The sequence below is a fragment of the Hymenobacter sp. DG01 genome (assembly GCF_006352025.1).
In the GTDB taxonomy this organism is placed as follows: domain Bacteria; phylum Bacteroidota; class Bacteroidia; order Cytophagales; family Hymenobacteraceae; genus Hymenobacter.
In genome coordinates this window covers 2,649,413-2,674,590 of the sequence record NZ_CP040936.1, presented here as the reverse complement: position 1 = coordinate 2,674,590, position 25,178 = coordinate 2,649,413, and the positions used below count along the sequence as shown (strand labels likewise).

Genomic DNA, 25,178 nt, shown 5'->3' with positions numbered 1-25,178 from the left:
AGCAAAGAAAAGCAGAAGGGCCGGCGGCTGGTTACAGCCACACGGCGCTCAGGGCGTAATACACGGCCATTACGCCCGAAAAAGCCGCGCTGACCACGAAGCGCCAGTCGGCCGACACCCGGTTCTGGATGTAGTAGTTCACGAACAAGGAAACCGGGATGTTCAGCACAAACGAGCGGGTAGCCAAAGGCAGCAGCTCCCAGGTAACCTGCTCGGGGTGGCCCGAAAACAGCTTCAGGAACACATAGTGGCGGGCAATCCAGAGGGGGTTGAAGTAGGCCAACGATAAGGCCGCGCGCATCCAGCGGGCCGCCAGGCTGCTGGTAGGGCTGGGCGGTACGCGCTGGTCGAGCCACCGGAAATAAGCGGGTACTTCCCAGGAGTAGAGCAGGCCTCCTATCAGGGCCATGCCCAGCAAGCGGCTCCAGGAAAACTGGTGCACCAAAAGCGCCGCGGCCGTGTCGCCGGCGGCGTAAATCAGCAGTCCACGGAGGTGGTTACGAAGTTGGGTTGAGCGGGTGAGGTCCAAGCGTGAAGGGTACTGGGGGCGTCGGGGTACAGATTAAGCAAAACTTTTTCGGGCGTCATGGGCGCCGAGAAAGGCAAAGGAGCATCGGGGCGGAAAGCCTGGATGGCGTCGCGCAGGGCGAAGTAGGCCCCGATGCCGTACATGAGCGGCGGCTCGCCCACGGCCTTGGAGCGCAGCACCGCCCGTGGGTGGCCGGGCGTGTCGAGGAAATGGACCTCCAGCACCTTGGGCGCCGAGTACAGGTCGGGTATTTTGTAGGAGTTGAGGGAATTGCTGAGCAGGCGGCCTTCCTCGTTGTACACAAGCTCTTCCAGCGTCATCCAACCAATGCCCTGCACGGCCCCGCCCTCAATCTGCCCGCGGTCCACGGCCGGGTTCAGGCTCTGCCCGAAGTCGTGGGCAATGCGCACGGCCTCCACCTCGTAGGTGCCGCGCAGGCAGTCCACCCGCACGGTGGTCAGGGCCGTGCCGTACACATGGTAGGCGAAGGGGTAGCCCTGGTTGGTTTCGGCATTGAAGTGCAGGTCGGGGGTAGCGTAGTGGGCATTTTCTGAGAGGCTGATGCGCTGCCAGTAGGCCGCCGAAACCAGCTTTTCCCAGTTGGTGTCAGCGGGTTTGCCGGCGGCCAGCACCTGCTCGTCCTCTATGTGCAGGCCCTCGTAGTTCAGGTGCAGTTCGGTGGCAGCCAGGCGCAGCAGCCGCTCGCGCAGGGCCAGGCAGGCCAGCTCGGTGGCTTTGCCGTTGAGGTCGGCGGTGGCGGAAGCGGCCGAGGGCGAGGTATTGGCCACGCGGGTGGTGTTGGTGCTTTCCACCTTAATGCGGCTCACCGAAATGCCGAGCGTGCGGGCTGCTACCTGGGCTATTTTGGTGTTTACGCCCTGGCCCATTTCCACCGCGCCGGTGCTCACGCCCACCGAGCCATCGGTGTAGATGTGCACCAGGGCGCGGGCCTGGTTCATGGCCGTTTTGGTAAAGGAAATGCCAAAGCAGATGGGCATGACGGCCAGGCCCTTCTTCTGAAGCTGATGGGCGGCGTTGAACTCCTCCACTTCCCGGCGCAGCCCCGGCAGGTCGTAGAGCGAGGCGGCCGTGTCCCAGGCCTGCTCGGCGTGGCAGCCTTCGGTGGGCTGGCGGTACGGAAACAAGTCGCCTTCGCGCAGCAGGTTGCGCCGCTGAATCTCGCTGGCTGCTACCCCCAGGCGCCCGGCCGCGCAGGCAATAGCCGACTCAATAACAAACATGCCCTGGGGGCCGCCAAAGCCCCGAAAAGCCGTATTGGGCGGCAGATTGGTGCGGCAGCTGTAAGCCGTGGCCGTAACGTTCGGGATGAAGTACGTGTTGGTGGCGTGGAAAAGCGTCCGTTCCAGCACGGCCGGCGAAAGGTCGGCGGCGGCCCCGGCGTTCTGAAAGAACGTGGCTTCGTAAGCTACGATCTTCAGGTTCTCATCCAGCCCGATTTTGAAGTCGGAAGAGTAGGGGTGGCGCTTGCCGGTCATGCGCATATCGGCCATGCGGTCCAGCACCAGCTTTACGGGCCTGCGGGCCACGAAAGCACCTAGCCCGGCCAGGGCGCCCCAGGGCGTGGCCTGGTCCTCTTTGCCGCCAAAGCCCCCACCGAGGCGGGTTACGTCCACTTCTACCTGGTGCATGCCTACCCCCAGTACCCGGGCCGTGTGGCGCTGCACGGCTGTAGGGCCCTGCGTAGAGGAAATAATGCGCACCCCGCCCATTTCGGTGGGGAAGGCGTAGGCGCCCTGGGTTTCAATGTACAAGTGCTCCTGCCCGCCCGATTCAGCCACGCCCTCGAATACGTGGGTGCAGCCGGCCCAGGCCGCCTCCGCGTCGCCGAGGCGGAAGGTGCGGGGCGGCACAATCAGCTCGCCCCGGGCGGCGGCTTCGCGCGGATCTACCAGCACCGGCAGCGGTGCCACCTCCACGCGCACATGGCGCAGGGCGGTCTGGGCCGCGTGCTCCGACTCGGCCAGCACCAGCGCTACGGGCTGCCCCCGGAAATGAACGTGGCCTTCCGCCAGCAGGGGCTCATCGGGCACGATGCCGCCAATCTGGTTTTCACCGGGAATATCCTGGGCTGTGAGGATGTGCAGCACGCCCGGCTGCTGCAGGGCAGCGGCCATATCCAGGCGCAGCAGCTGCCCATGTGCCACCGGCGACTCTACTACCGCCGCGTACAGGGTGCCGTGCTGCACCGGAATATCATCGAGGTACTGAGACTCGCCGCGCACGTGGCGGGCCGGATCAAGGTGGTTCATACGGTGGGAGAGTGAAGGGGTAGGTTGTTCCCGGCCCCGGGACGGGGAACGTTGCCGCTGCCCAAACCAATTGGGTTTAAGCAGGCAGCAGGGGGTAGGCAGGCGGCGGGCTTAAGGCGCGAGTGGTACGGACATCAACCAGTCGGAAGGGCAGAGCCCGCCGGACCGGAGCTGACGGCCTCACGCATGCACTAGTTCACTGAAATGGGCCATCAGGAGCTGCCGGAGCAGCAGGCGCTTGTACTGCTCGGTTCCGCGCACGTCGCTGATGGGGCTGATTTCCTGCTGGGCCAGGGGTAGGGCCTGCTGTACCGTCTCGGCCGACCAGGGCTGGCCCACGAGCCAGGCGCTGGTGCGGCGCAGCAGCAGCGGAACGGGCCCCACGCCACCCGCCGAGAGGCGGGCTTCCCGGATCAGGCCATCCTCAACCCGCAGCCAGGCGGCCGTGTTCACGCTGGCAATGTCGAGGTGGGTGCGCTTCGAGACTTTCTCGAAATTGAAAATATCGGTGGGGCGTGGTGCCGGAAAGCAAATTTCCCGCACCTGCTCATCGGGGGCTTTTGCCAGCTTTTTGTAGTCGAGGTAAAGCTCTGCTAGGGGGAGGGTGCGGCGCTGGCCACTGGCAGCTTCCAGCTCGATTTCGGCACCCAGGGCCAGGAACAGAATGGTCAGGTCGCCGATAGGAGAGGCGTTGATGAAGTTGCCGGCTACGGTGCCCATCTGCCGGATGGGGGTGCTGCTGACCAGCTTCAGGAAGCGGGGCAGGGCGGGCACGGCCTCCCGCATCAGCTCCGACTCCAGGAGCTGCTGGGCCGTGGTAGCCGCTCCCAGCACAATGCTACCCCCCTTGGTGCGCCGAATGCCCCGCAGGCCCGGCTGGTCGTACACCAGCTCTACCGGCACGGCCCGCACCTGCTCGGGGCGCTGCACCAGCAAATCGGTGCCGCCGCCCAGCACCTGAGCCCGTGCCGGCGGGCAGGCCGTTGGCTCGGGCTGGGGGTTTGCAGTGGTCAGGGGGGTAGGGGTGTCGTCGGCGGCCAGGTCGCGCAGGGCCGTGAGCTTGCCGGGCATGTGGGCGAAGTAAGTGGGCACGAAGCCTTGCTCGGCCAGCCAGGGTAGGGGCGCGGACTCGGGGCGCTGGGCCAGCTGCTGCTGCAGCAGGGCCGTGGCGCGCTCCAGACTTTTGTAGCCCGTGCAGCGGCAAATGTTGCCGTCAATGGAAGCCAAAGCCGTTTCGGGTGTGCTGGGCCGGGGGCTGAGGGCGTGCCCGGTCAGGGACATCACAAACCCCACCGTACAAAACCCGCACTGCGAGCCGCCTTCTGCTACAATGGCCTGCTGCACGGGCGTGAGGGCACCCCGGGCCGCGTTGATGCCCTCCACCGTTACTACATGCTTGCCGTGGGCATTGCCCAGGGGCGTCAGGCACGAGGTCATGGACTGGTAGCGCACCGTCAGGCCATCGGGCGCCAGCTCCCCTACCAACACGGTGCAGGCCCCACAGTCGCCCTCCCGGCAGCCTATTTTGGTGCCCGTCAGGTGCTGGTGGTAGCGCACGAAATCGAGCAGCGTACTACCGGCAGGCTCCTGGGTACGGATGAGCTGTTGATTAAGGTAAAACTGTAGCATAAGGCGGCCAGAAATCAAAAACGGAAGGGAAAGTTACGGGATTTTCAGCGTTTAGCCTGCCGGTCAGATACGAGCAGTATGTGGCGGCCGCCTCCCTCAACCGGAGGCTGCCAGGGGTAGCGGCCTTATCTTAGGGGCGGGTTAGCACCGGGGTTTTTCTACTTTCGGCCTGGTTTTGGTCGTGGGGCCCCTGGTCGTTTTTCTTTGCCTTCTATGAATCGTTTCTTCTCTTTCCGTTCCGTGCTGAGCCTGGCTGCCGGGGCCAGCCTGCTGTTTGCCGCTTCCTGCACTGCCCCACGCGCCATTGTGAGCACGGGCAAGGTAACGCCCAAGGGCGAGTTCCGGGTGGGGGGCAACGTGTCCTTCAACGCCCCCACCCAAACCATCGGCAAGCTGGGCTCCACCATCAAGTCGGCGGCCAAGGACCTGGCCAATCAGGCTGCCAAGGACAGCGTGTACTACAGCCCGACGGTGGATAACCTGCAGGTAGCGGCCCTGGCCTACATCCTCGACCCGGTGCGGCCCTCCTCCGACCTCTATCTGCGCTACGGCTTGGCGGAGCGGTTCGACGTAGGCTATAAGTATGCCTTCGGCTCCCATGTGTTCGATGCCATGTACCAGTTTATGGGCACCACCGGCACGCCCGAAAACCCTGGTAGTCGGCAGGCAGGTGCCACCTACGGCAGCATCGGGCTGCAGTACGCCACGCAGCGCGCCAAGCTGCCCAGCATCCCGTTTCTCGACGACGTAAACAGCCTGCTTGGCTTTAAGGCCACCCGCCACGATGTGCTGGTGCCACTGGTATTCAGTACTTCCCTCGGGCCGGAAGAAGAAATCGGGGCCATTTCCTACGGGGTGGTGTACGCCCACAGTTTCGTGCGCTACGGCCTCACGCCCGGCAACCTCTACAACGGCCCCGGCAGCGGAGCCATAGCCAACCGCGTGCCCGAGCTGCCTACCGCCCGCCGGAACTTCAGCTCCTTCGGGGCCTTTTTCAACGCCAAGCTGGGTTACCGCTACGCCTACGTCATTCCGGCCCTCTCGGTGTACTACCAAAACTACGGCGAGTATCAGCTGCTCAACAACAAAACCGCCAGCCTGAAGGGCTTTACCTTTATTCCCAGCCTGGGCCTGCAGTTCCGGATTCCGACGGCCCGGCGCTAACGGGCCGGGGTAGGCAACTGCCGGGCCTGCTCTGATGCGAATTTTTATGAAAGCTCCGGCCCAGTGGCCGGAGCTTTTGTTATAAGGCAAAGCGCAAACCTATGTGCCTGGGCTGGTGGCCGGGTGTGGTTTTGGCTAGTAACTTCGTGTGTTGTAGCCCGCTGCTTATGTTTGGTCCTGATTTCTCCGACGCCGGCTCCGCCAGCACCCTTCTGTCCGACCTCCTGGCCGTTTCGCTTACGGGTGTCAGCTTTCTGCGCCCGCTCTATGGCGGCCCGGCCGGCGAGCTGGAGGACTTCGCGCTGGAGTACCTGAACCCCACCGCCCAGCGCATAACGGGGCTGCCCGAACGGCCCGGCGGCACACTGCGCACGCATTTCTCCGCTATTTCTGCCAACGGCCTCTTTGCTTTCTGCCGGGGCGTGTTTGAAACGGGCGAGGACGGGCACTTCGCGGTTCCTCGCCAGGCGGAGGGCTTGCATGCCTACGTACGGGTAGCGGCCCGGCGCAGCGGCGAGCGGCTGGTGCTGAGCTTCACCGCCACCCCGGACCCCGACGGTACCCCCTCCGGGGCGGCCCCGGGCCCGCACCAAAGGCCGGAAGCCCTGTATCAGGTGTTTGAGCAGACCCCGGCCAGCATTGTGCTGCTGCGCGGGCCCGAGCACCGCATCGAATACTACAACCAAGCCTACCAGAACCTGTTTCCGGACCGCCAGATGCGGGGCCGTACCATTTCTGAAGTGCAGCCCGATGCCGCTGAGCAAGGCTTCCTGGCCTTGCTTGATGGCGTGTATCAGACCGGGGAAACGTTTTTCGGGCGGGAGCTGCCGCTTGATATCAACCAGCCGGATGGTACGCGCAAAACAGCCTACTTTGACTTTACTTACCAGGCCTACCGGGTGGGCGGGCGCATTGCGGGCATCGATGTGTTTGCCTCTGATGTTACGGAGCAGGTGCTGGCTCGCCAGGAGCGGGAAGCCCAACGCCAGCACCTGCATCAGCTGTTTATGCAGGCCCCCACGCCCATTGTCATCCTCGATGGTCCTGAACTGGTTTTTCAGCTGGTGAACCCGGCCTATCAGCTGATTTTTCCGGGCCGCCGGCTGCTGGGCAAGCCCTTGCTGGCGGCCCTGCCTGAGCTAGCCGACAGCCCTATTCCCGAACTCCTGCGCCGTGTGTATGAAACGGGCGAAACCTTTATAGCCCAGGAGCTGCCCCTGATGCTGGCCCGCCACGAGGGTGGCCCGCTGGAAGAAATCTACTCGACCTTTACGTATCAGGCCCGGCGCAATAGGCAGGGGCAGGTAGATGGGGTACTGGTATTCGCCTACGAAGTTACCGACCAGGTGCTGGCCCGCCGCAAAGTAGAGGAAAGCGCCCAGCAGGTGCGCGCGGTGGTAGAGGGGGCCTCGTTTCTGATCGGGGTGTATGTAGGCCCGGAGTTCCGGATTCAGCTGGTGAATCAGGCCATGACGAAGGCCCTCGGAAAGGGCACGGATATTATCGGCCGGCGCTACGTTGACGTGCTACCAGAGCTGGAAGGCCAGGCCGTATTTGAGCAGCTGTACCAGGTATTTACCACCGGACAGCCCCTACACCTGCGCAACCAGCGGCTGGAAGTGGTGATGAACGGCCAGTCGCAGACGTTCTATTACAACTACAGCTTTACCCCCCTGCGCGACACGCGGGGGCAGGTGTACGGCATTCTGAACACCGCCGCCGACGTGACGGACCTGATGCTGGCCCGCCGCCGCGCCGATGAGGCCGCCGCCGACCTGCGCCTGCTCACGTCCCACGTCCCGGCCTTCCTGTTCCGCACCGACGCCACTGGCCACTTCACCTACCTTAATGAGGCGTATTTTGAATGGACCGGGCTGGCAATAACCGACTTAAGCTTGCTGGATGAGATATGGGACGCCGTACACCCCGAAGACCTGCCCACGTTGCAGCCTGCGTTTATAGCTGCGGTAAGCGCCCGCCAGCCCTGGGAAAGCCCCGTGCACCGCATGCGCCGCCACGATGGGCAGTACCGCTGGATGTTTACCCGCACCCAGCCCCTGCTGGGGGCCCACAACCAGCTCGTCGGCCACAGCGGCATCTCCTTCGAAGTTCATGAGCAGGTGGAGCTGCAGCGCCAGCTCCAGCGCACCAACGTGGACCTGGATAACTTTATTTACACGGCCTCCCACGACCTGAAGGCTCCCATTGCCAATATTGAGGGCCTACTGCAGGCCCTGGAGCACGAGCTGCCCACCACGGCCCGGGTAGGCGACGTGCCCCTGATGCTGGAGTTGATGCAAGGGGCCGTAGAGCGCTTCCAGCGCACCATTACTAACCTCACCGATATTTCGCGCCTGCAAAAAGAGCACGACCAACCCCGCGACCAGGTGCAGCTGGCGAACCTCATTGAGGCCGTACGCCTCGACCTGATGCCCCTGCTCCAGGAAACAGGCGCCGTGCTGAAAGTAGAGGTTGAGGCCTGCCCAACGTTGCAGTTCGCGGAGAAAAACCTGCGTAGCATTATCTACAACCTGCTGAGCAACGCCCTTAAGTACCGCCACCCCAACCGCGTGCCCGAGGTCCTGATCCGGTGCCGGGTGCAGGATAGCTACCGGGTGCTGGAAGTACAGGACAATGGCCTCGGCCTGGACCTGACGCAAGTGCAGGCGCAGGAGAAACTGTTTGCCATGTTTCAGCGCCTGCATACGCATGTAGAGGGCACCGGCGTGGGCCTGTACATGGTCAAGAACATAGTGGAAAACGCCGGTGGGCGCGTGGAGGTACAAAGCCAGCTTGGTCAGGGCTCTACCTTCGCCATCTATTTCCCTCAGTAAGCCGGTGCGGAAGCCGGCTGGCCTGGCCTATGCGGGTGCCTGCTCTAGCTTAGGCTCTGCCGGCTGCTTGCTAATCGAGGTTCCTGGCTCAGGGGCGGGTAGCACACAGGGGCTGGGAGCGTCCCCTCAGACGATGTTTTCTTTGAAGAGAAATGCTTAGGCTGCCCGACTGCTGCTGGCAAAATCAGCATCTTAGCCGGTCAATTTTATCCAGTAACAAATGAATATTCTGTACGGAGTGCCCGGCGAAGGGCTTGGTCACGCCACCCGCAGCAAAGTAGTAATCGGGCATTTGCTCAGCCAGGGGCATAATGTGTGCGTGGTCAGCAGCTCCCGCGCCTACCAGATGCTGGCGGCCAACTTTCCGGGCCGGGTGCACGAAATCCGGGGCTTTCATCTAGCCTATAAGAACCTCACCGTTTCGAAGGCGCGGACGGCGGCCCTGACGCTGCGCTCGGCACCGGAAAACCTGCGGGTGAACTTCCGCAAGTACCGGGAGCTGCTCTGCGACTTCGAGCCCGACGTGGTTATTTCCGATTTCGAGTCGTTCAGCTTTCTGTTTGCCAAATGGAAGGACCTGCCCGTGGTTAGTATTGATAACATGCAGATTATCAGCAGGGCCGCGCTGGATGTGCCGGTGCCGCCCCAGGAGCGCCCCAACCTGACCCTGGCCCGGCAGATTGTGCGGGCCAAACTGCCCCGGAGCCATCATTACCTGATTACGACCTTCTTCCGCCTACCCCTGCTCAAGGAGCGAACCACGCTGGTACCGCCCATTCTGCGCCCCGAGGTGCTGGCCCTCGCGCCCACCCGCGGCACACACGTACTGGTGTACCAGTCGGCTACTACCCAACAGAACCTGATAGCCCAACTCCAGCAGCTGCCGGGCCAGGAGTTTCGGGTGTACGGTTTCAATAAAGAGGAAAACCACGGCAACGTGCAGCTGCGGGCCTTCAGCGAGCAGGGCTTTCTGCAGGACTTGGCCAGTGCCCGGGCCGTGGTAACCAACGGCGGCTTCTCCCTGATCAGTGAGGCCGTGTACCTGCGCAAGCCCATTTGCGCGGTGCCTATTCCGGCGCAGTTCGAGCAGTTTCTGAACGCCGCTGAGGTCGAGAAGCTGGGCTACGGCCGCCACTTCGAGGCCCTTACCCCCGACAACCTGCGGGCCTTCCTGTATGACCTGAGCGGGTTTGAGGCGGCCCTGAGCACCTACGAGCAGCACGGCAACGAGGCGCTGTTTGCCGCCCTGGAATCTATACTGGCGGAAGTAGCCCACCCGGCTACCCGGCCGTAGCGCGTGGGGTTACAGGCTGGCTGCGGCTAGCTTCGCCTGCACCTCGGTCAGGCGGGCCTGCTTTTCGGTTTCGCGCCGGCGGGTGGCGCTGGCCGTCCAGTACCGGTGCTCGCCCAGAAACCTGGTCTGCAGCCGCAACCAAGCCGCCTCATCGGTTATCAGGTTGCGGGTCAGCAGTTCCTCAAAAAGCGTCTGACTGATGGGCCAGAAGTCGGGGCGACCAAGGTAGTCCAGGTCGGCGTCGCAGAGAATCCGGGCCAGGGGCAGCGCGCCGGGGCGCTGGGGCACCTGCGTTGCCATAATCAGCTGGCAAATCAGCTCGATGTGGGTGGGCAGGTAGCCAAAGGTGGGCAGCACCCGGCGGGCCAGCTGGCAGCTGGCCTCTTCGTGGCCCTGGTAAGTAGTCAGAAAACCTGCGTCATGATAGAAAGCCGCTGTCCGGAGCAGCGCCAACTCCAGCGGGTTGGTAACCCCCTCGGCCGCCGCCAGCGACAGGGCCTGTTCCACCACGTCGAGGGTGTGGTGCAGGCCGTGGTAGGTGAGGGTGGCGGGCAGCTGCTGGCGCAGCTGCGTCAGCACGTAGGCTTCGGCGCGGGAGCAGTCCATGAACGAGAAGGCAGGCGGGAGAGAAAGCGCCGCAAGTATGGGAAAAATCCGGCGCCGTGCCGCGTCAGGCTCCTATCTTGCAGCTTCTGGCCATTCGCTTTTCATGAATAGAGTAAGACTACTTGCACGCTGGCAGCAGCTCCTGGGCATACGGCCGGAGGAGGGCCGCACGGTGGGGCTATTCTTTCTGCACAACTTCCTGCTGGGCATCGGCACCATTCTGGTGTACGTCTCGGCCAACGTCATTCTGCTCGAAAATAACCCCGAGCGCAACCTCCCTCTAGCCTACGGAGCAGCCGCGCTGTGCATGATAGTGGCCGGCCAGGTGTATGCCTACTACGAGCACCATTTGGGCCTGCAGCGGGTAGCGGTGCGGGTATTGCTGGCAGTAGTAGCCCTAACCGGGGTGCTGGGGGTGCTGGTAGCCGTGGGCCACTCGGTGCTGGCGGCCGTGGCTATTATGGCGGGCTACCGCATCATCTACCTGCTAACCAATCTGGAGTTCTGGGGCGTGTCGGCGGTGGTGTTCGATGTGCGCCAGGGCCGACGCCTGTTCAGCGTCATCAGCTCCGGCGACATGCCCGCCAAGGCCCTGGGCGCCGTGCTGGCCCTGCTCATTCATCATCATACGGAGCTGCTGTGGCTGCTGCTAACGGCGTTTGGGGCCTACATGGGCGCCCTGCTGGTGCTGCGGCGTACCAACCGTTCCCACCTGGTAGAGGCCCGCTCGGCGGCCCGGGCCCAGCGCACTACAGCGGTGGCGCCGGGGCTGCAGCGCTGGTTTGGCTCCAGCCAGGTGGTGCTTACTATGTGCCTGAGTATGCTGGCCGTGGCCGCTGTCACCACGGGCATCGAGTATTCTTTCTTCGTGAACGTGAAGCACCGCTTCCACGATCAGGCCACCGTGATGCGCTACGTAAGCGGCGTGCTGGCTTTGGCCTACCTGCTGGCACTGGTGGTAAAGCTCGTCCTGACGGGCCCGGTGCTGAGCCGGGTAGGGCTGCGGGCGGTGCTGCTGGGGCCACCAGCCGTGCTGCTGGCGGGGCTGGGGCTGTTTGTGGGCCTGCGCACGGCCGGCCCGGATGTGCTGGTTCTCTACTTCTGCGGCCTGTTCCTGACCCTGGAAATTCTGCGCCGCGCCGTATTCGACCCCGTATTTCTGGTGCTGTTTCAGCCCTTGCCCGCCGAGGAGCGCCTGCAGGCGCACACGCTGGCCAAAGGGGTATATGAGCCCCTGGGCATGGCCCTGGCCGGTGGGCTGTCGTTTGTGCTGCACGCCTGGCCGGAACTGGGGCTGGGCTTCACATTTGCCTGGATGGGTCTGCTGCTGCTAGTGGCTTTATTCTGCCTCCACCGCACCTATGGGCATTACCTGGCTGAGCTGCAGCACGCCGTAAGCCGCCGCTTTGGCTTTGCCGACGAGGAGCCTACCCCCGCTCCGTACAGCAACGGTACAGATACGGTAATCAGCCCCGCCGAAATAGAGGCCCAGATAGCCGCCCTGACCGATAAGACTACCCGCGCGGCGGCCACCGATACCTTGCTGGCGCTAGGGGAGCAGGCGTTGCCGGCCCTGGTGGAAACCCTGCGCACCACTCCCGATGAGGCCCTGATCCGGCGCGTAGCCGTGCTCTGTGGCCACATCCGGCGCCCGGCCAGCCGGCAGGCGCTGGTAACTCTGGCGCAGCAGCCCAATCTGTTCCGGCGCGAAGCCGCCCTGCGGGCCCTGCGCACTACAACGGCTACCCCCACCGAAGCGCCTGTGTTCCAGGGTCTGCTACAAGAAGAAATGCGCCTGGCTCAGCAGCTCCTGCACGGCCTGGCCGCCACTCACGATAAAGCCGTGCGCGCCAGTCTGGATTATGAGCTGGCCCGGGTGCAGCAGCGTATTTTCGGGTTGCTCCAGCAGCTCTACCCGTCCCACCTGATTGCCGATGCCCAACGCGGGGTAGCCCACGCTACCCGCGAGCGGCAGGCCAACGCTTTGGAGGTGCTCGATAATCTGATTCCGCGCCCTGTATATCAGGGCCTGCAGACGCTGCTGGAGGTAGGACCCGTAGCCGAAAAGGCCCGCCGGCTCGACGTTTTGCTGGGCGACTTTACTGCTTCGGAGCCCATGCCGGCTACTATCGTCCGGCGGGGCGAAGCAGCTTTCACCGACTGGACCATCAGTCTGGCCCTGCGGCACTGGCAGCCGGAGCCCGCCTCTGCGGCCCTGTTGCTACCCCATCTGCACAGCGCAAACCCGCTGATCGGGGAAAGTGCTCGGCAGGCGCTGGCCCGGCTGGAGCGCGAGCAGCCCGCCGCCTATACTGCTTTACTTACCGCCCACCCGGCTATTCTTGAGTTGCTTATGAGTCATTCTGCTTCTGTTTTCCATATATCGGCCGCCGAGCGGGTGGCCGTACTGCAGGGCACCGCCCTCTTCGCGGCTACCCCCGCCAACGTGCTCAGCAGCATCGTGCCCATTATGAAGGAGGTAACCTTCCCGGCCGGTCATCAGATTTTTGCCAAAGGTGACCTGGGTACTTCCCTGTTCATTGTGCATGAAGGGGAGGTAGGCGTCTTCACCGGCGCTCAGCAGCTGGCTACGTTTCGCAAAGGCGACTTCTTTGGGGAACTAGCCCTACTGGATGCGGAGCCCCGTTCCGCCTCGGCCGTGGCCCAAACCGACGTCGTTGCTTTCCGCCTCGACCAGGAAGATTTCTACGACGTGATGGAAGAACGCGGCGAAGTGCTGCGCAACATCCTGCGTGTACTCTGCCAACGCCTGCGCCGCCAGAACGAGATGGTGAGATAGTGAGCTGGTAGAATAGGTGAATGAGTAACTGAGTGAAGTGTAGTCCTGTCATGGCGAGGGCACCGAAGCCATCCTTCCTCTCCATGTGATACGCCTGCTAAACAGACAAGCCCTTACTTCCAGCACGGAGGTAAGGGCTTGTCACATCTTAAGGGGGTAGGGCGTTGATCAGGACGGATGGCTTCGTCGTGCCTCCTCGCCATGACAGGACTACACTTCACTCCTACGCCACCACCTCGTAAATCATGACGGGCTGGGCCTTGTTCTTGAGGGTAACCTCCTTGATGGGCTTACACTGAAACGACTCCTTCAGGAGTTGGTAAGTAGCTTCCGTGACGATGATCTGGCCGGGCAGGGCCACCGACTGCAGCCGCTGGCTCACGTTCACGTTGTCGCCGATAACGGTGTAGTCGAGACGCTTGAGGGAGGCCGAGCCGATGTTGCCCGATACCATTTCGCCGGTGTTGATGCCAATGCTGACCTGGGGCTGGTAGGGCTTGCCGTTGGGCAGTATGTGCTCGTTGGCCTGCACCACGCTGCGCACGGCTAGGGCCGCATCCACGGCCCGGTCGAGGTGGTACTCGCCCCGGAACACGGCCATCACGGCGTCGCCCATGAACTTGTCAATGTAGCCGCCCTGGGCAATAACCTCCTTCACCATCTGGTCGAAGTAGGTATTGAGCATGGTTACGATGTCGGCGGGGGGTAGCACTTCCGACAGCGACGTGAAGCCGCAGATATCAATGAAGGCCACCGTGGCCTCTACTGTTTCGCTGGCCATCAGGGTGTTTTCGAAGCCGGGCTTGCTCACGAAATTGAGCACGGTTTCGTCCACGTACATTTTCAGGATGTTGTTTTCCTGAATGGCCCGCAGCGTTTCGCGCAGTTGCTTTACGTGGGCGGCCGTTTTATCCATGGTCACCTCCAGGTCCTGGAAATCCACGGGCTTGGTCACGAAATCGAAGGCCCCGCGGTTCATGGCCGTGCGGATGTTCTGCATGTCGCCGTAGGCCGACACCATCACCGTTTTCAGCACAGGGTTGGCTTCCTGCAGCTTGCTGAGCAAGGTCAGGCCGTCCATCACCGGCATGTTGATGTCGGAGAGGATAATGTCGAGGTCGGGGGTTTTCTGCACGGTGTCCAGCGCCTCCTGTCCGTTGCTGGCAAACACGAACTCGTACACGCTTTCCCGAATTTTGCGCCGGAATTTCTGCTTGATGAGCAACTCCAGATCGGCCTCATCATCTACCACCAGTATTTTAGTTTTCATGGCTGGCCAGGGTCAGAAGTTTATCTTTGAGGGCGGCGAAGTCCACCGGCTTGGTCAGGAAGTCGAAGGCGCCCAGCTGCAGGGCCTGCTCCCGGCTTTCCGTGTCGCCGTAGGCCGTAATCATCATCACCTGGGGTGAGGGTGGGGGAGGGGGCGCCGCGTATTCCTGTTTAATCTGGCGCAGCAGCTCCAGCCCGCTCATGCCGGGCATGTTGATGTCGGATAAAATCAGGACCACCTCCGAGGCGTGGGCGTGCAGGTAGTCCAGGGCTTCCTCGCCGGAGTAGGCAAAGGAAAACGAAAATAAGCCGCTGCGGATTTCCCGGCGAAAGCGCTGTTCAAACAGGGTGCGCACGTCAGCCTCATCATCAACTACAAGAATTTTCATCGGAAGCAAAGCTTAGGTGTGAGTCGTGGGTGGTCAGTTGTGAGTTGCCAGTTATCAGTTATCAGTTATCAGTTGCGGGTTACCAGTTCGTTCTTGCAGGCCTGATAACCCAGTACTGACAACCGGCAACTCACAACTGACAACTGATATTATGCGGGTAGGGTAATGATGAACTCCGTGCCCTGGCCCTCCTGGGTTTCTACGAGTAGGGTGCCGCCGTGGCCTTTCGTAATAATGTCGTAGCTCAGAGAAAGTCCCAGGCCGGTGCCCTCGCCGGTGGGTTTGGTGGTGAAGAAGGGCTGAAAGATTTTATCGACCACGGCCTGCGGAATACCCGTGCCGTTGTCGTGCACCCGCACTTCCACGTCGCCGTCGGGCAGCTGTTTGGTGGTTACCGTAACGGTAGGCGCATAGCCCGGCTGACCCAGCTCTTTGCGCTTCTGCACCGCGTAAAAAGCATTGGTGAACAGGTTCAGCAGCACCCGGCCCACGTCCTGCGAAACCACTTCAATGGGCCCCAGGCTGGGGTCGAAGTGGGTGGTGAGGGTAGCGTTGAAGGTTTTGTCTTTGGCGCGCAGACCGTGGTAGGCCAGGCGCAGGTACTCGTCGGCGAGGGTGTTCAGGTTGGTGGATTGCCGCTCGCCGGTGCTGGCGCGGCTGTGCTCCAGCATGCCCCGCACAATGCTGGCCGCGCGCTGGCCGTGGTGGTTTATTTTCAGCAGATTCTGTTTCAGGTCGCCCAGTAGCTCGGCTTCCAGCTCCGGGTCGCGGTTGGGGTTCTGCTGCTCCTCCTCCAGTTCCGTAATCAGCTCGGCGCTGACATCGGAGAAGTTGGTGACGAAGTTGAGCGGGTTCTGAATTTCGTGGGCAATGCCGGCCGTTAGCTCGCCCAAGGAAGCCATTTTCTCGGCCTGAATCAGCTGGTTTTGGGTGGTTTTGAGCTCGGTCAGGGCCTCGCGCAGCTCCTCGGCCTGCTGGGTCAGAATGGCGGTGCGCTCGGCTACCAGGCGTTCCAGCTCAGCCTTCTGGGTGGCCATCAGCAGGCGGGCTTTTTCCTCTTCCTCGCGCTCCAGGCGTTCCTTTTCCAAGTGGCGCTTCTGGCTGCGGGCAATGAAGATGGACGTAAACATCCAGATGAACGAAAAGCCCTTCGATGTATCGGATACCTCATCGTAGTTCTTCACCAGCTGGGTGTCGGCCAACAGCAGCTCTACGGCCGAAAACAACACGTAGGGCACCAACCCGATGAGCAGCGTGCGGGCCGGGCGGTAGTCGCGGAGCAGAAACAAGGGCACGGCCAGCACGGCCAGCACGAAGAGCATGTACACCTCATCCAGCTGATCCGACTCCCACCCAATAGCCCGGCTCCCGATAAAGAGCAACAGGCCGGGTATCCAGAGCCAGCCCAGCAGCCGGTTCAGGGAAGGCAGGCGGACAGGCAAGTCCAGAAACTTGCGCAGGCCCCGCACTACAAACAACGCTATCAGCACGCTCAGCAACACATCCGCATTCAGTTTCATGGGTTAAAGCAATTCGGGAGGGGCAGGGGAGGGTTAGTGACGAAAGAGGGGGTAGGCCGTTACTCTGGTTTCGGTTTGCGGTCAGCCCATAGTTTGGGCAGCGGAATGGTTAAGATAAGCACCGGGTTGCTGGTAGTAGTCCGGCTTTGCTTACGCAGGGTTTTCAGCTTGCCTTTCTCTTTGGAAGAAAGAATGCCGGCGTACTCGCCAATAACCCCGACCACGGTAGGAAGCGTCAGGTGCACGGTCAGCTCCTTCTGCGGGGGCGGGGCGGGCGCCGGGGCCGGGCGGCTCTGGGCCACGCTACGTCCGGCGCTAAGTAGCAGCAAGCCTAGTAAAAGGAATAATCTAAAGCCCAACATAACGGGAATATTGCTGTCGTAAAGATGCTACTATAAATAGGTTTACCCCTATCCTGCGGCAGAAATGCTTACCTAGGCCCCGTAAGGCTAGGCTTCTGCTGGTGCTAGGGTAGATGGTAGCCGCAGCCGGCTGGTTGCTTGTCGGGGCAATTTCTAACTTAGGCCGATCATGACCTACTCCGCTCTGTGCCGGGCGGCTGCCGTAGTGGCCGCCGGCAGTCTGCTATTGCCGGCCTGCGCTCCCCGGCCCTCCGCTGCCTCCTCTGCTCCGGCCGCCCCCAACCAGTTTACCGCCGACACCGTTCTGCGCCGCATTGCCACCGCCCAGGACGAGCGCCGTACCCCGGCCTTGCTGCCCTACCTCAACCGGCCGGAAGAAGCCTACCGCCGCGCCGCTGCCGAGGCCCTGGCCTCGGTGCAGGACAAAGCCGCTACCCCCGCCCTGCTGGCCCGCCTCCAGCAAGATGCCGTAGCCTCGGTGCGCCGCGAAGCCGCCTATGCCCTGGGGCAAACGGCCGATTCCACGGCTGAAGCGATGTTGGTTCAGCGCATCACGGCGGAGCCCGATGGCGTGGTGCGCCGCTACGTGCTGGAGGCACTGGGCCGCTGTACTTCCCGCGCGGGCCTGGTTCGCCTCGTGCGCTTACCCCCCGCCCTGGCTACAGACACCGCTGCCCTGAGCGGCCAGGCCTGGGGCCTGTACCGGGCCGGCCTGCGCGGACTTACGTCCGAGGCAGCGGTTAGCCGGCTGGTGCAGCTGCTGGGGCGGAGCAACCCTGCCAGCGCCCGCATAGCTGCGGCCAATGCCCTGGCCCGCACTCGTGGCCTCAACTTGGCTCCTTATGCCGCGGCCATTGGGTCCGCCGCCCAGCAGGACGCGCATTACGCCGTGCGCAGCGCCGCCGCCGCCGCCCTGAGCAAAGCCGCTACCGACCCTACGGTGCCCCCGCTGCTGGCCGGCCTGGCCCGCCGCGACCCTGACTACCGGGTGCGGGTGAGTGCCCTGCGCGCCATGAACGCAGGTATGTACGCCCCCGTAAAGGAGGCCGCCTGGGGGGCATTAACTGATGCCAACGCCCAGGTGGCGCTTTCGGCCGCCGAATTCTTTCTGGCCCACGCTTCGCAGGAGCCCGGTGGGCTGTTTCTGGAAAAAGCGAACCGGCTGGAAAACTGGCGGGCCCGGGCCACGCTGCTGGCGGCGGCCCTGCGCCAGCGCAGCCCCGAGCAGGCAGCCATTCGCGGAGCCGTGCAGGAGCGCTACACGGCCGCCCCGGCCCCCTACGAGAAAGGCTATCTGCTAAAAGCCCTGGGCGAAGACCCGGCCGCTTTTGATTTTGTGCAGCAGGCCACCTTCGCCCCCAACCAGCCGCTGGTAATTGGCACCTATGGCATGGAGGCGCTGGTAGCCATGGGGCGCCAGCCCACCTTCCCGGCCGGTCGCTACCCCGAGTTTGCCCTGGCTTTGCGCCGAGGGGTGCTCAGCGGCGACGTGGCCGTGATGGGCACTGCCGCCGAAGCCATCCGGGACCCTAAGCTGAAACTGCAGAAGCTGCTGCCCAACTCCAATTTTCTGGTGCAGGCCCGCGACCGGCTCACCCTGCCCCGCGACCTGGAGGCCTGGCAGTCGTTGCAGCAGACCATTGATTTCCTGCAGAACCGTCCGGCTACTCCCGCGCCCGTAGCGGCAGCCGCTACCCACCCCATCGACTGGGGCCTCGTGGGCACTATTCCGGCCGGGCAGCGGGTAGCCGTGCGCACCAGCAAAGGCGATATTGTGCTGCGGCTGCTGGTGGAGCAGGCGCCCGGGTCGGTGGCCAGCTTCGTGGCTCTCACCCGCCAGGGTTTCTACAATGGCAAAAACTTTCATCGGGTGGTGCCCAACTTCGTGGCCCAGGGCGGCTGCCCCCGCGGCGACGGCTGGGGTAGCTCCGACTATAACCTGCGCTCCGAGTTTGCCGATCTGCGCTACGGTGAAGGGGCCGTCGGGCTGGCCTCAGCCGGTAAAGACACTGAAAGCTGCCAGTGGTTTATTACCCACGCGCCTACCCCTCACCTCGATGGCCGCTACACCATTTTCGCCCAGGTAGTACAAGGCATGGATGTTGTCAGCCGCCTCGATATCGGGGACCGGATTGACCGGGTAGAGCTGCTGGATAGCCGGCGGTAGCCAAGCGTGCTGTCGGCAGCTTCCGGCCAGGCACTACCAAGCAAAACTGCCCCAGCCGTCGGATTCGGCTGGGGCAGTTGCGTAGCTGGCGTAGGGTGTGGCTACTCTTCGTCGCGGCCGTGGGCCTGGGCCGGCGGGGTAGTAGCTTCCACGGCCGAAAAGGCTTCGAGGATTTTGTAGGTGTGCGAAGCCCCTTTGGGCACCACCCACGAGTTGCCGGGCTCCAGCAACACCATCTGGCCTTCAATGTGCAGCTCGGCCCGGCCGCTGAGTACGTAGCCTACTGTTTCGTAGGGGCGGGCGGAGGGCTCTTTCGGCTCGCCGGGCTGTTCATCTTCCCAGAGGCGCATGGCCACGTGCACGCCGGAGGCCAGGTATTTTTCGCCGTCGGTGCCTTTGGGCGAGAAGCGGGAATCGATTTTCGTGATGGTGGTATCAGCCATGAGGAAGGGGCTAGAAGTGAATGACTATAGGTTTAGCTGACTAACGCGGCACGGCCGGGGTGGGTTACCGGCGGCGCCCAAATCCGAAACCTTGTGCTGCGCTGGCGGTTGGGAAAAGTCGCGGCTGTTCTATCTTCCGCCTTTCAGCCCCCAGCGGGCATCCTTCTGCTCATGTCTTCTTCCAACCCCGATTTCGTTCAGGCTCTCACGCAGGCCCACCTCCACACGGCGGCTCCGCTGCCGGCGCAGGCGTTCTGCCAGCTGGCCGAGCAGCTGCTGGACCTGCTGTTTCCTGAGCGCTCGGCCCGCCCTCTGCGCACCCCAGATGCCGTAGCCGCTACCCTTGACCAGCTGCGCACCGACCTGGCTACGTTGCTGCGCGCCGTGCCTACCCCCGAGCCGGCCCCCGAGCTGGCCGCCAGCCTCATGAGTGCCCTGCCGGTGCTGCGCGCCACCTTGCTGCAGGATGCGGCCGCCATTGTGGCTGCCGACCCCGCCGCCCAGGGCCTGGCCGAGGTGGTAGCTTCCTACCCCGGTTTCTACGCTATTGCCATGCACCGCTTCGCCCACGGCCTGCACCAGCGTGGCATCCCACGCGTGCCTCGCATCCTGAGCGAGTACGCGCACCAGCGTACCGGCATCGACATTCATCCGGGCGCCCGCATTGGCCCCTCGTTCTGCATTGATCATGGTACGGGCCTGGTTATCGGCGAAACCTGCGTCATCGGGGCACACGTCAAAATTTTTCAGGGCGTCACGCTGGGGGCGCTCAGCGTGGCCAAGCACCTGCAGGGCATCAAGCGCCACCCCACCATCGAAGACCATGTGGTGATTTACGCCGGTGCCACTATTTTGGGCGGCAGTACTACCGTGGGCAGCCACAGCATCATCGGGGGCAATGTATGGCTCACGGAAAGCGTACCCTCGCACTCACGGGTGTACCATCAGGCCCACATTCACGTCACCCGCTCCCAGGACCCTACCGAGGACATTACCTTTTCAATTTAAATGATGGAGTGATGAGGAAGTGATAAGGTAAATGGTGATACGTGAAAGGTGAAAAAGGGAGCAGCGGACTGGTAACCCCAGCCTGCCGACACAATACACAGAAGCCCCCTTGCACCGTTCACCTCATCATCCCATCACCTCATCATCTCATCACCCCATCTCCATTTACCTCATCACTTCATTTCTAAAACCCATGAAAGCCACTTCCATTCTGGATACCATCGGCAATACGCCGCTGCTGCGCCTCAATAAGCTGTTTGCTCACCGCCCCGATGTGGAGGTATGGGTAAAGCTGGAGCGGGCCAACCCCGGCGGCAGCATCAAAGACCGGATTGCCCTGAGCATGATTGAGCAGGCTGAGCGGGAGGGTATTCTCACCCCCGACAGCGTGATTGTAGAGCCTACCTCGGGCAATACGGGGGTAGGCCTGGCCATGGTAGCAGCCGTGAAAGGCTACCGCCTCACGCTGGTTATGCCCGAGAGCATGAGCATTGAACGCCGCCGCCTGATGGCCGCCTACGGCGCGAACCTGGAGCTGACCCCGCGGGAAAAAGGCATGAAGGGTGCCATTGAGAAGGCCCACGAACTGGTGCGCGACACGCCCGGCGCCTGGATGCCCATGCAGTTCAGCAACCCGGCCAACATCAGGGTGCACGCCGAAACAACAGCCCAGGAAATCCTGCGCGACGTGCCCGAGGGCTTTGACTTCCATATTACGGGGGTAGGCACCGGCGGCCACATCACGGCCGTAACAGAAGTGCTCAAGCCCCACTTCCCTCAGATGAAGACCTTCGCCGTGGAGCCGGAGCTCTCGCCTGTTATCAGCGGGGGAGCTCCGGGCCCGCACCCCATCCAGGGCATCGGTGCCGGCTTCATCCCCGACAACCTGCACACCGATATTCTCGACGGGACCATTCAGGTCAGCCAGCAGGAAGCCTTTGAGTATGCCCGCCGCGCTGCCCGCGAAGAAGGCCTGTTCGTGGGTGTTTCCTCCGGGGCTTCCCTGGCCGCAGTAGCTAAAAAGCTCGACGAAGTACCTCAGGGCGGCCGTATCCTCACGTTCTGCTACGACACCGGCGAGCGGTACCTGTCAGTAGAAGGCCTGTTCGTGTAACGGCTAACAAGCCTCCTGATAAACGCAAAAGCCGCTTCCTGCTAATGGGGGCGGCTTTTGCGTTTACTGGCAGGTAGGAGGGAGGTGCGTGCCAAAACAAAAAAAGCCTGACCGGAAGGTCAGGCTTTTCAAAACGGGAGTGGAGAATATCGGAGTCGAACCGATGACCTCTTGCATGCCATGCAAGCGCTCTAGCCAGCTGAGCTAATCCCCCGTTTGGTGTTATCCATCCGCCGGTTGCGTTTGGTGTGACAAAAGTACTGCGGCTTTTTGAATCTGCAAGAGGTGGACCGAAAAAAAACACAAAAAAATTTGCGTTGCCCAGACAAAAAAAATGGGCTGACGATACCGTCAGCCCATTTTTAAGAAGCTAAAGCCTTGGCTTAGTTGAAGATGTAGCGTACACCAACCTGCATGTAGTAGGTCGAAGAAACGCTTAGGTTCCGGCGGAAAGTTTCCTGCACCAGACCGCCGCGGTCAAGCTGCAGACGGAACGTGGGGCGAGTGGTACCACCGGGCGTGAGGGAGCTCACGTTGGTGGGCACCAGCACCGAGCTGGCGTTGGTCACGTTGATCAGACCCCAGTCGCTGTTGATCAGGTTGCCTACGTTGAAGATATCGAGGCTCAGCTGCAGGGTGTTGCGCTTGTTGCCGATGTTCGTGAAAATGTCCTGCAGCAGCTTCACGTCCACCTGGTTACGCCAGGGCAGCAGGGCGCCGTTGCGCTCAGCGTAGGTACCCTTCCGGTCGCGCAGGTATTTATCCTGGTCGATGTACTTGAAGAACAGGTCGCTCTGCTGCTGAGGCGTATAAGTTACGGCGCTGGAGCCGGTACCTACCGTCTGCGATACAAAGTTGATTTCCGACGCGTCGCGGGGGATGTAAATCAGGTCGGCGTTGCCACCGTCGCGGTTGAAGTCCGACGAGTACACGTAGGAGAAGCGGCCCTGCTGGCTGCCTTCGTAGAACACGGAGACGGTAGTAGCCAGGTTCTTGAGGTACTCACGCTTGTACGATACCGAAGCAATTACGCGGTCCGGTACTACGTAGCTGGCGTAGCTCAGCTGCAGGTTGTTCGAGCCGTTTACGGTCGGGGTCTGCTGCCAGGCCGAGAGGGGCTGGTCGCCGCCACCGTCGTAAAGGTTACGGGCGTCGCTGCGGGTATAGGCTACCGAGGCGAACAGGCCGTTGTCGAACTGGCGCTCCAGCTTACCGGTCAGCGACCAGTAGTAGCCTTTGTTGGCGTTATCAAGCACAATGGCATTGAAAGCGCCGCCACCAGCCGTGCCGTTCGGTACTGCCTGACCAGCGCCGTTGATGGGGTTCAGGAACTTGTCCTGGTTGTTGTTCGGGTAAATCAGGCGGCTATCGGGGTAGCCGGCTACGCCCAGATTACGCGGCTCCACCAGGTTGGCGTTGCGGAAGATAGCCGTGTTCAGGTCCTTGTTGTAGATACCTTCCAGCGAGGCCACGAAGCCACCGGGCAGTTTGGCATCCACACCCAGGCTGCTCTTCAGCGTCTGGGGGAACTTGAAATTCTGGTCAACGGCCGAAATAACGTTCGGGATAACCGTGCCGGCCGCCGGTACGGTAGCCGGACGGTAGAAACCGGGGTCTTCGTTGAAGCCACGGTAGCCGCCGGGCAGCTGGTCGATGGCGCTACCCGAGAACGTACGGGTAATCTGCAGCAGACCGGCGTCGCCGGCCTGGCTTACAATCCAAACGTAGGGCACGCGGCCGGTGAAGATACCGGTACCACCGCGCAGCTGCACCGTCTGGTCGTTGTTCACATCCCAGTTGAAGCCGATACGCGGCGAGAGCAGAATGCTCGACTTGGGCAGGTTGGCAACGTTGATTTTCTCGTTGTTGGCGAAGTTCAGCGCCGAAACCAGCGGGTGTTCCTTCAGCTTCTCGGGGTAGGTTACGTAGTCGGCGCGCAAGCCTACCAGCAGGCGCAGGTTCTCCCGGATGGAGTAGTCGTCCTGAGCGTAGAGCGAGTACTGGCCAAACTTGAACGTGGGGAAAGCCTGCTCAAAGCCCGGCGAGAGCGAGTACGTGTAAGCAAAGTCAGTGGGGCGGGCAGCAGCACGCTGAGCCTCTGACAGGAAGGGGTTACTAGCCGTTCTGAAATCTGCGAAAGAGTTGAAACGGTAGTAGCTGGCGGCGAAGCGCTGGAAGCCGTTCTTGGTGATGCTGTAGTCAGCCTGACCACCCAACGTAATGTTGTGGCGGCCAATCAGCCAGGAGAAGTCGTCGCGAACCGAGTAGATAGCCACGTCGCGCAGGTTACCCAGCGTGAAGGGCTCGTAGCCGAACGAGGTGAAGGGGGTAGGCGCGTTGGTGCCGTCGGCCTTCAGGATGTCCACGAAGGGGAACACCCGGCTATCGGAGCTGCGGGGGTCGTTCTGCTTGGTATAGGTAGCCCGCAGCGTGTTGGTCATGTTGCCCCCGAACGTGGAGTTCAATTCGGCGGCCGCTGAGTAGAAGTTGGCTTCCTGGAAGTAGCCGGCATTGCGGAACGGCAAGGCGTTCAGGTCCGTACGGCCTGCTCCGGAGGCAAAATTGGTCAGCGGGCTCGACGAGGTGCTGGGGAAGCTGGGCGTCTTACCTTCCGTTTGGTTGTAACGGATGTTGAAGCGGTGATTCCGGCTGATGTTCCAGTCAATACGAGCCAGGAACTTCGTGCGGGGGCTGGTGAAATCGTAATTCTGGTAACCGCCGGTTTCGTAGCCCAGCGTATCACTCAAATAATTACTGATTCTATTCAGCTCGGTAGCCGTCGGGCGGGTAATGTTCGTGGCCGAGCCGTAAGGAGCGGCGTCCGTAGCGGCAAAGCGCGTCTGACCAGGAGTGCGGTTTTCCTCGATTTCAGCGTTGGCGAAGAAGAACAGCTTGTCCTTGATGATGGGGCCGCCCAGACGGAAGCCGTACTGGTAGAAGCGCGAATCCTGCAGCGGAACCCGCTCGTTGCCAACCCGGTCACCAATAAACTTGTCGTTGCGGAAGTAGCCGTAGGCCGAGCCGCTGATGTCGTTGGTACCGGAGCGGGTTACGGCGTTGATTGCGCCACCCACGAAGCCTGACTGACGTACGTCGTAAGGCGTTACGCTTACCGTCAGCTGCTCAATGGCGTCCAGCGAGATAGGCGTACCGTTGGCGGGCAGGTTGCCGCCGATACCGAAGTTGTTGTTGAAGTCAGAGCCGTCAACTGTGAAGTTGTTCTGGCGGTTGTTACCACCCCCGATGTTCTGGCCATTCGACTGCGGGGTCAGACGCGTAATGTCGTTGAGGCTACGGGTGATAGAAGGCAAACGCTCAATTTGCTCGCGCTGAACCGCCGTAACGGAGCCAACGCGGTCTGAGTTGATGAGTGCATCACGGCGGCCGCTTACTACTACCTCACCCAGCTGCTGCGACGATTCGCTCAGGTTAATGTCCAAGCGCAAGTTCTGGCCTAGGCTCAAGAACAGGTTTTCCCGCGTAGCATCCTGATATCCTACAAACGTAATCCGGACCGTGTACGGACCACCTACGCGCATACCCTGAATATTGAAGCGACCCTCCGAGTTGGTTGGCGCTACGTACTGGGTGTTGGTGGGGGTGTGAACAGCAATTACCGTTGCCCCAGGCAGACCCTCGCCGCTCTTGTCGGTAATGATACCGTTCATTGCGGAGGTGGTCACCTGTGCCCAGCTCATGTGCGCTGACAAAATTGCCAGCGGCACCAGCGCCACAGAGGCGTAAAGATTGCGTCTCATAAAGGGGGATTGGTGAAGAAAG

Annotated in this window: 17 protein-coding genes and 1 tRNA gene; 7 read left to right on the top strand and 11 right to left on the bottom strand. The window is 62.1% G+C overall.

Annotation, left to right across the window (positions count from 1 at the left end):
- Window positions 1-31: 31 nt before the first annotated feature.
- The 3 genes from FGZ14_RS11280 to FGZ14_RS11270 all read right to left on the bottom strand — a co-directional run bounded on the left by FGZ14_RS11280 (window position 32) and on the right by FGZ14_RS11270 (window position 4,428).
- Entirely contained in the window at window positions 32-529 is a 498-nt protein-coding gene (locus FGZ14_RS11280) for a hypothetical protein (protein WP_139924313.1), read from the bottom strand.
- The gene (locus FGZ14_RS11275) at window positions 478-2,799 is read right to left on the bottom strand and encodes a xanthine dehydrogenase molybdopterin binding subunit (protein ID WP_139924311.1); all 2,322 of its coding nucleotides are present in this window, start codon (window positions 2,797-2,799) and stop codon (window positions 478-480) included. The genes FGZ14_RS11280 and FGZ14_RS11275 overlap by 52 nt, the downstream gene beginning before the upstream one ends.
- A 180-nt stretch (window positions 2,800-2,979) precedes the next feature.
- A complete protein-coding gene (locus tag FGZ14_RS11270; protein WP_139924309.1) occupies window positions 2,980-4,428 on the bottom strand; it encodes an FAD binding domain-containing protein in 1,449 nt (482 codons plus the stop codon).
- 213 nt (window positions 4,429-4,641) lie between these two features.
- Here FGZ14_RS11270 and FGZ14_RS11265 point away from each other — a divergent pair, with 213 nt between their 5' ends.
- The 3 genes from FGZ14_RS11265 to FGZ14_RS11255 all read left to right on the top strand — a co-directional run bounded on the left by FGZ14_RS11265 (window position 4,642) and on the right by FGZ14_RS11255 (window position 9,720).
- A complete protein-coding gene (locus tag FGZ14_RS11265; RefSeq protein ID WP_139924307.1) occupies window positions 4,642-5,592 on the top strand; it encodes a hypothetical protein in 951 nt (316 codons plus the stop codon).
- Window positions 5,593-5,759: 167 nt separating this feature from the next.
- A complete protein-coding gene (locus FGZ14_RS11260) occupies window positions 5,760-8,426 on the top strand; it encodes a PAS domain-containing protein (RefSeq protein ID WP_180754331.1) in 2,667 nt (888 codons plus the stop codon).
- Between the two features lie 220 nt (window positions 8,427-8,646).
- On the top strand, window positions 8,647-9,720 hold the full coding sequence (locus tag FGZ14_RS11255) for an MJ1255/VC2487 family glycosyltransferase (RefSeq protein ID WP_139924303.1): 1,074 nt from the start codon (window positions 8,647-8,649) through the stop codon (window positions 9,718-9,720).
- Between the two features lie 9 nt (window positions 9,721-9,729).
- Here FGZ14_RS11255 and FGZ14_RS11250 read toward each other — a convergent pair whose 3' ends face one another.
- The gene (locus FGZ14_RS11250) at window positions 9,730-10,326 is read right to left on the bottom strand and encodes an HD domain-containing protein (protein WP_139924301.1); all 597 of its coding nucleotides are present in this window, start codon (window positions 10,324-10,326) and stop codon (window positions 9,730-9,732) included.
- 103 nt (window positions 10,327-10,429) lie between these two features.
- Here FGZ14_RS11250 and FGZ14_RS11245 point away from each other — a divergent pair, with 103 nt between their 5' ends.
- Window positions 10,430-13,126 carry a cyclic nucleotide-binding domain-containing protein gene (locus tag FGZ14_RS11245; RefSeq protein WP_139924299.1) on the top strand — a complete coding sequence of 899 codons (2,697 nt, stop codon included), beginning with the start codon at window positions 10,430-10,432 and terminating at the stop codon, window positions 13,124-13,126.
- Between the two features lie 223 nt (window positions 13,127-13,349).
- Here the strand turns inward: FGZ14_RS11245 and FGZ14_RS11240 are convergent, their stop codons facing one another.
- The 4 genes from FGZ14_RS11240 to FGZ14_RS11225 all read right to left on the bottom strand — a co-directional run bounded on the left by FGZ14_RS11240 (window position 13,350) and on the right by FGZ14_RS11225 (window position 16,633).
- Complete coding sequence (locus FGZ14_RS11240) at window positions 13,350-14,396, bottom strand: adenylate/guanylate cyclase domain-containing protein (protein WP_139924297.1); 1,047 nt, start codon at window positions 14,394-14,396, stop codon at window positions 13,350-13,352.
- Window positions 14,386-14,784: a response regulator gene (locus FGZ14_RS11235; protein WP_139924295.1), complete on the bottom strand. Its 399-nt coding sequence runs from the start codon at window positions 14,782-14,784 to the stop codon at window positions 14,386-14,388. The genes FGZ14_RS11240 and FGZ14_RS11235 overlap by 11 nt, the downstream gene beginning before the upstream one ends.
- A 149-nt stretch (window positions 14,785-14,933) precedes the next feature.
- Window positions 14,934-16,304, bottom strand: a complete 1,371-nt coding sequence (locus FGZ14_RS11230; protein WP_139924293.1) for an ATP-binding protein — start codon at window positions 16,302-16,304, stop codon at window positions 14,934-14,936.
- Window positions 16,305-16,363: 59 nt separating this feature from the next.
- On the bottom strand, window positions 16,364-16,633 hold the full coding sequence (locus FGZ14_RS11225) for a hypothetical protein (RefSeq protein WP_139924291.1): 270 nt from the start codon (window positions 16,631-16,633) through the stop codon (window positions 16,364-16,366).
- A 202-nt stretch (window positions 16,634-16,835) separates the two neighbouring features.
- Between FGZ14_RS11225 and FGZ14_RS11220 the strand changes: the two genes are divergently transcribed.
- On the top strand, window positions 16,836-18,833 hold the full coding sequence (locus FGZ14_RS11220) for a peptidylprolyl isomerase (RefSeq protein WP_139924288.1): 1,998 nt from the start codon (window positions 16,836-16,838) through the stop codon (window positions 18,831-18,833).
- Window positions 18,834-18,934: 101 nt separating this feature from the next.
- Here the strand turns inward: FGZ14_RS11220 and FGZ14_RS11215 are convergent, their stop codons facing one another.
- Window positions 18,935-19,276 (bottom strand): cupin domain-containing protein, encoded by a 342-nt coding sequence (locus tag FGZ14_RS11215; protein WP_139924286.1) that lies wholly within the window; start codon window positions 19,274-19,276, stop codon window positions 18,935-18,937.
- A gap of 171 nt (window positions 19,277-19,447) precedes the next feature.
- On the opposite strand from FGZ14_RS11215, the gene FGZ14_RS11210 reads away from it, so the two are divergent.
- Both FGZ14_RS11210 and cysK read left to right on the top strand, forming a co-directional pair.
- Window positions 19,448-20,284 carry a serine O-acetyltransferase gene (locus tag FGZ14_RS11210; RefSeq protein WP_139924284.1) on the top strand — a complete coding sequence of 279 codons (837 nt, stop codon included), beginning with the start codon at window positions 19,448-19,450 and terminating at the stop codon, window positions 20,282-20,284.
- 193 nt (window positions 20,285-20,477) lie between these two features.
- Entirely contained in the window at window positions 20,478-21,398 is a 921-nt protein-coding gene (gene cysK, locus FGZ14_RS11205; RefSeq protein ID WP_139924282.1) for a cysteine synthase A, read from the top strand.
- A gap of 140 nt (window positions 21,399-21,538) precedes the next feature.
- Here cysK and FGZ14_RS11200 read toward each other — a convergent pair.
- Window positions 21,539-21,612 (bottom strand) — tRNA-Ala (locus tag FGZ14_RS11200).
- Window positions 21,613-21,781: 169 nt separating this feature from the next.
- A complete protein-coding gene (locus FGZ14_RS11195) occupies window positions 21,782-25,156 on the bottom strand; it encodes a carboxypeptidase regulatory-like domain-containing protein (RefSeq protein ID WP_219601018.1) in 3,375 nt (1,124 codons plus the stop codon).
- Between the last annotated feature and the right edge of the window lie 22 nt (window positions 25,157-25,178).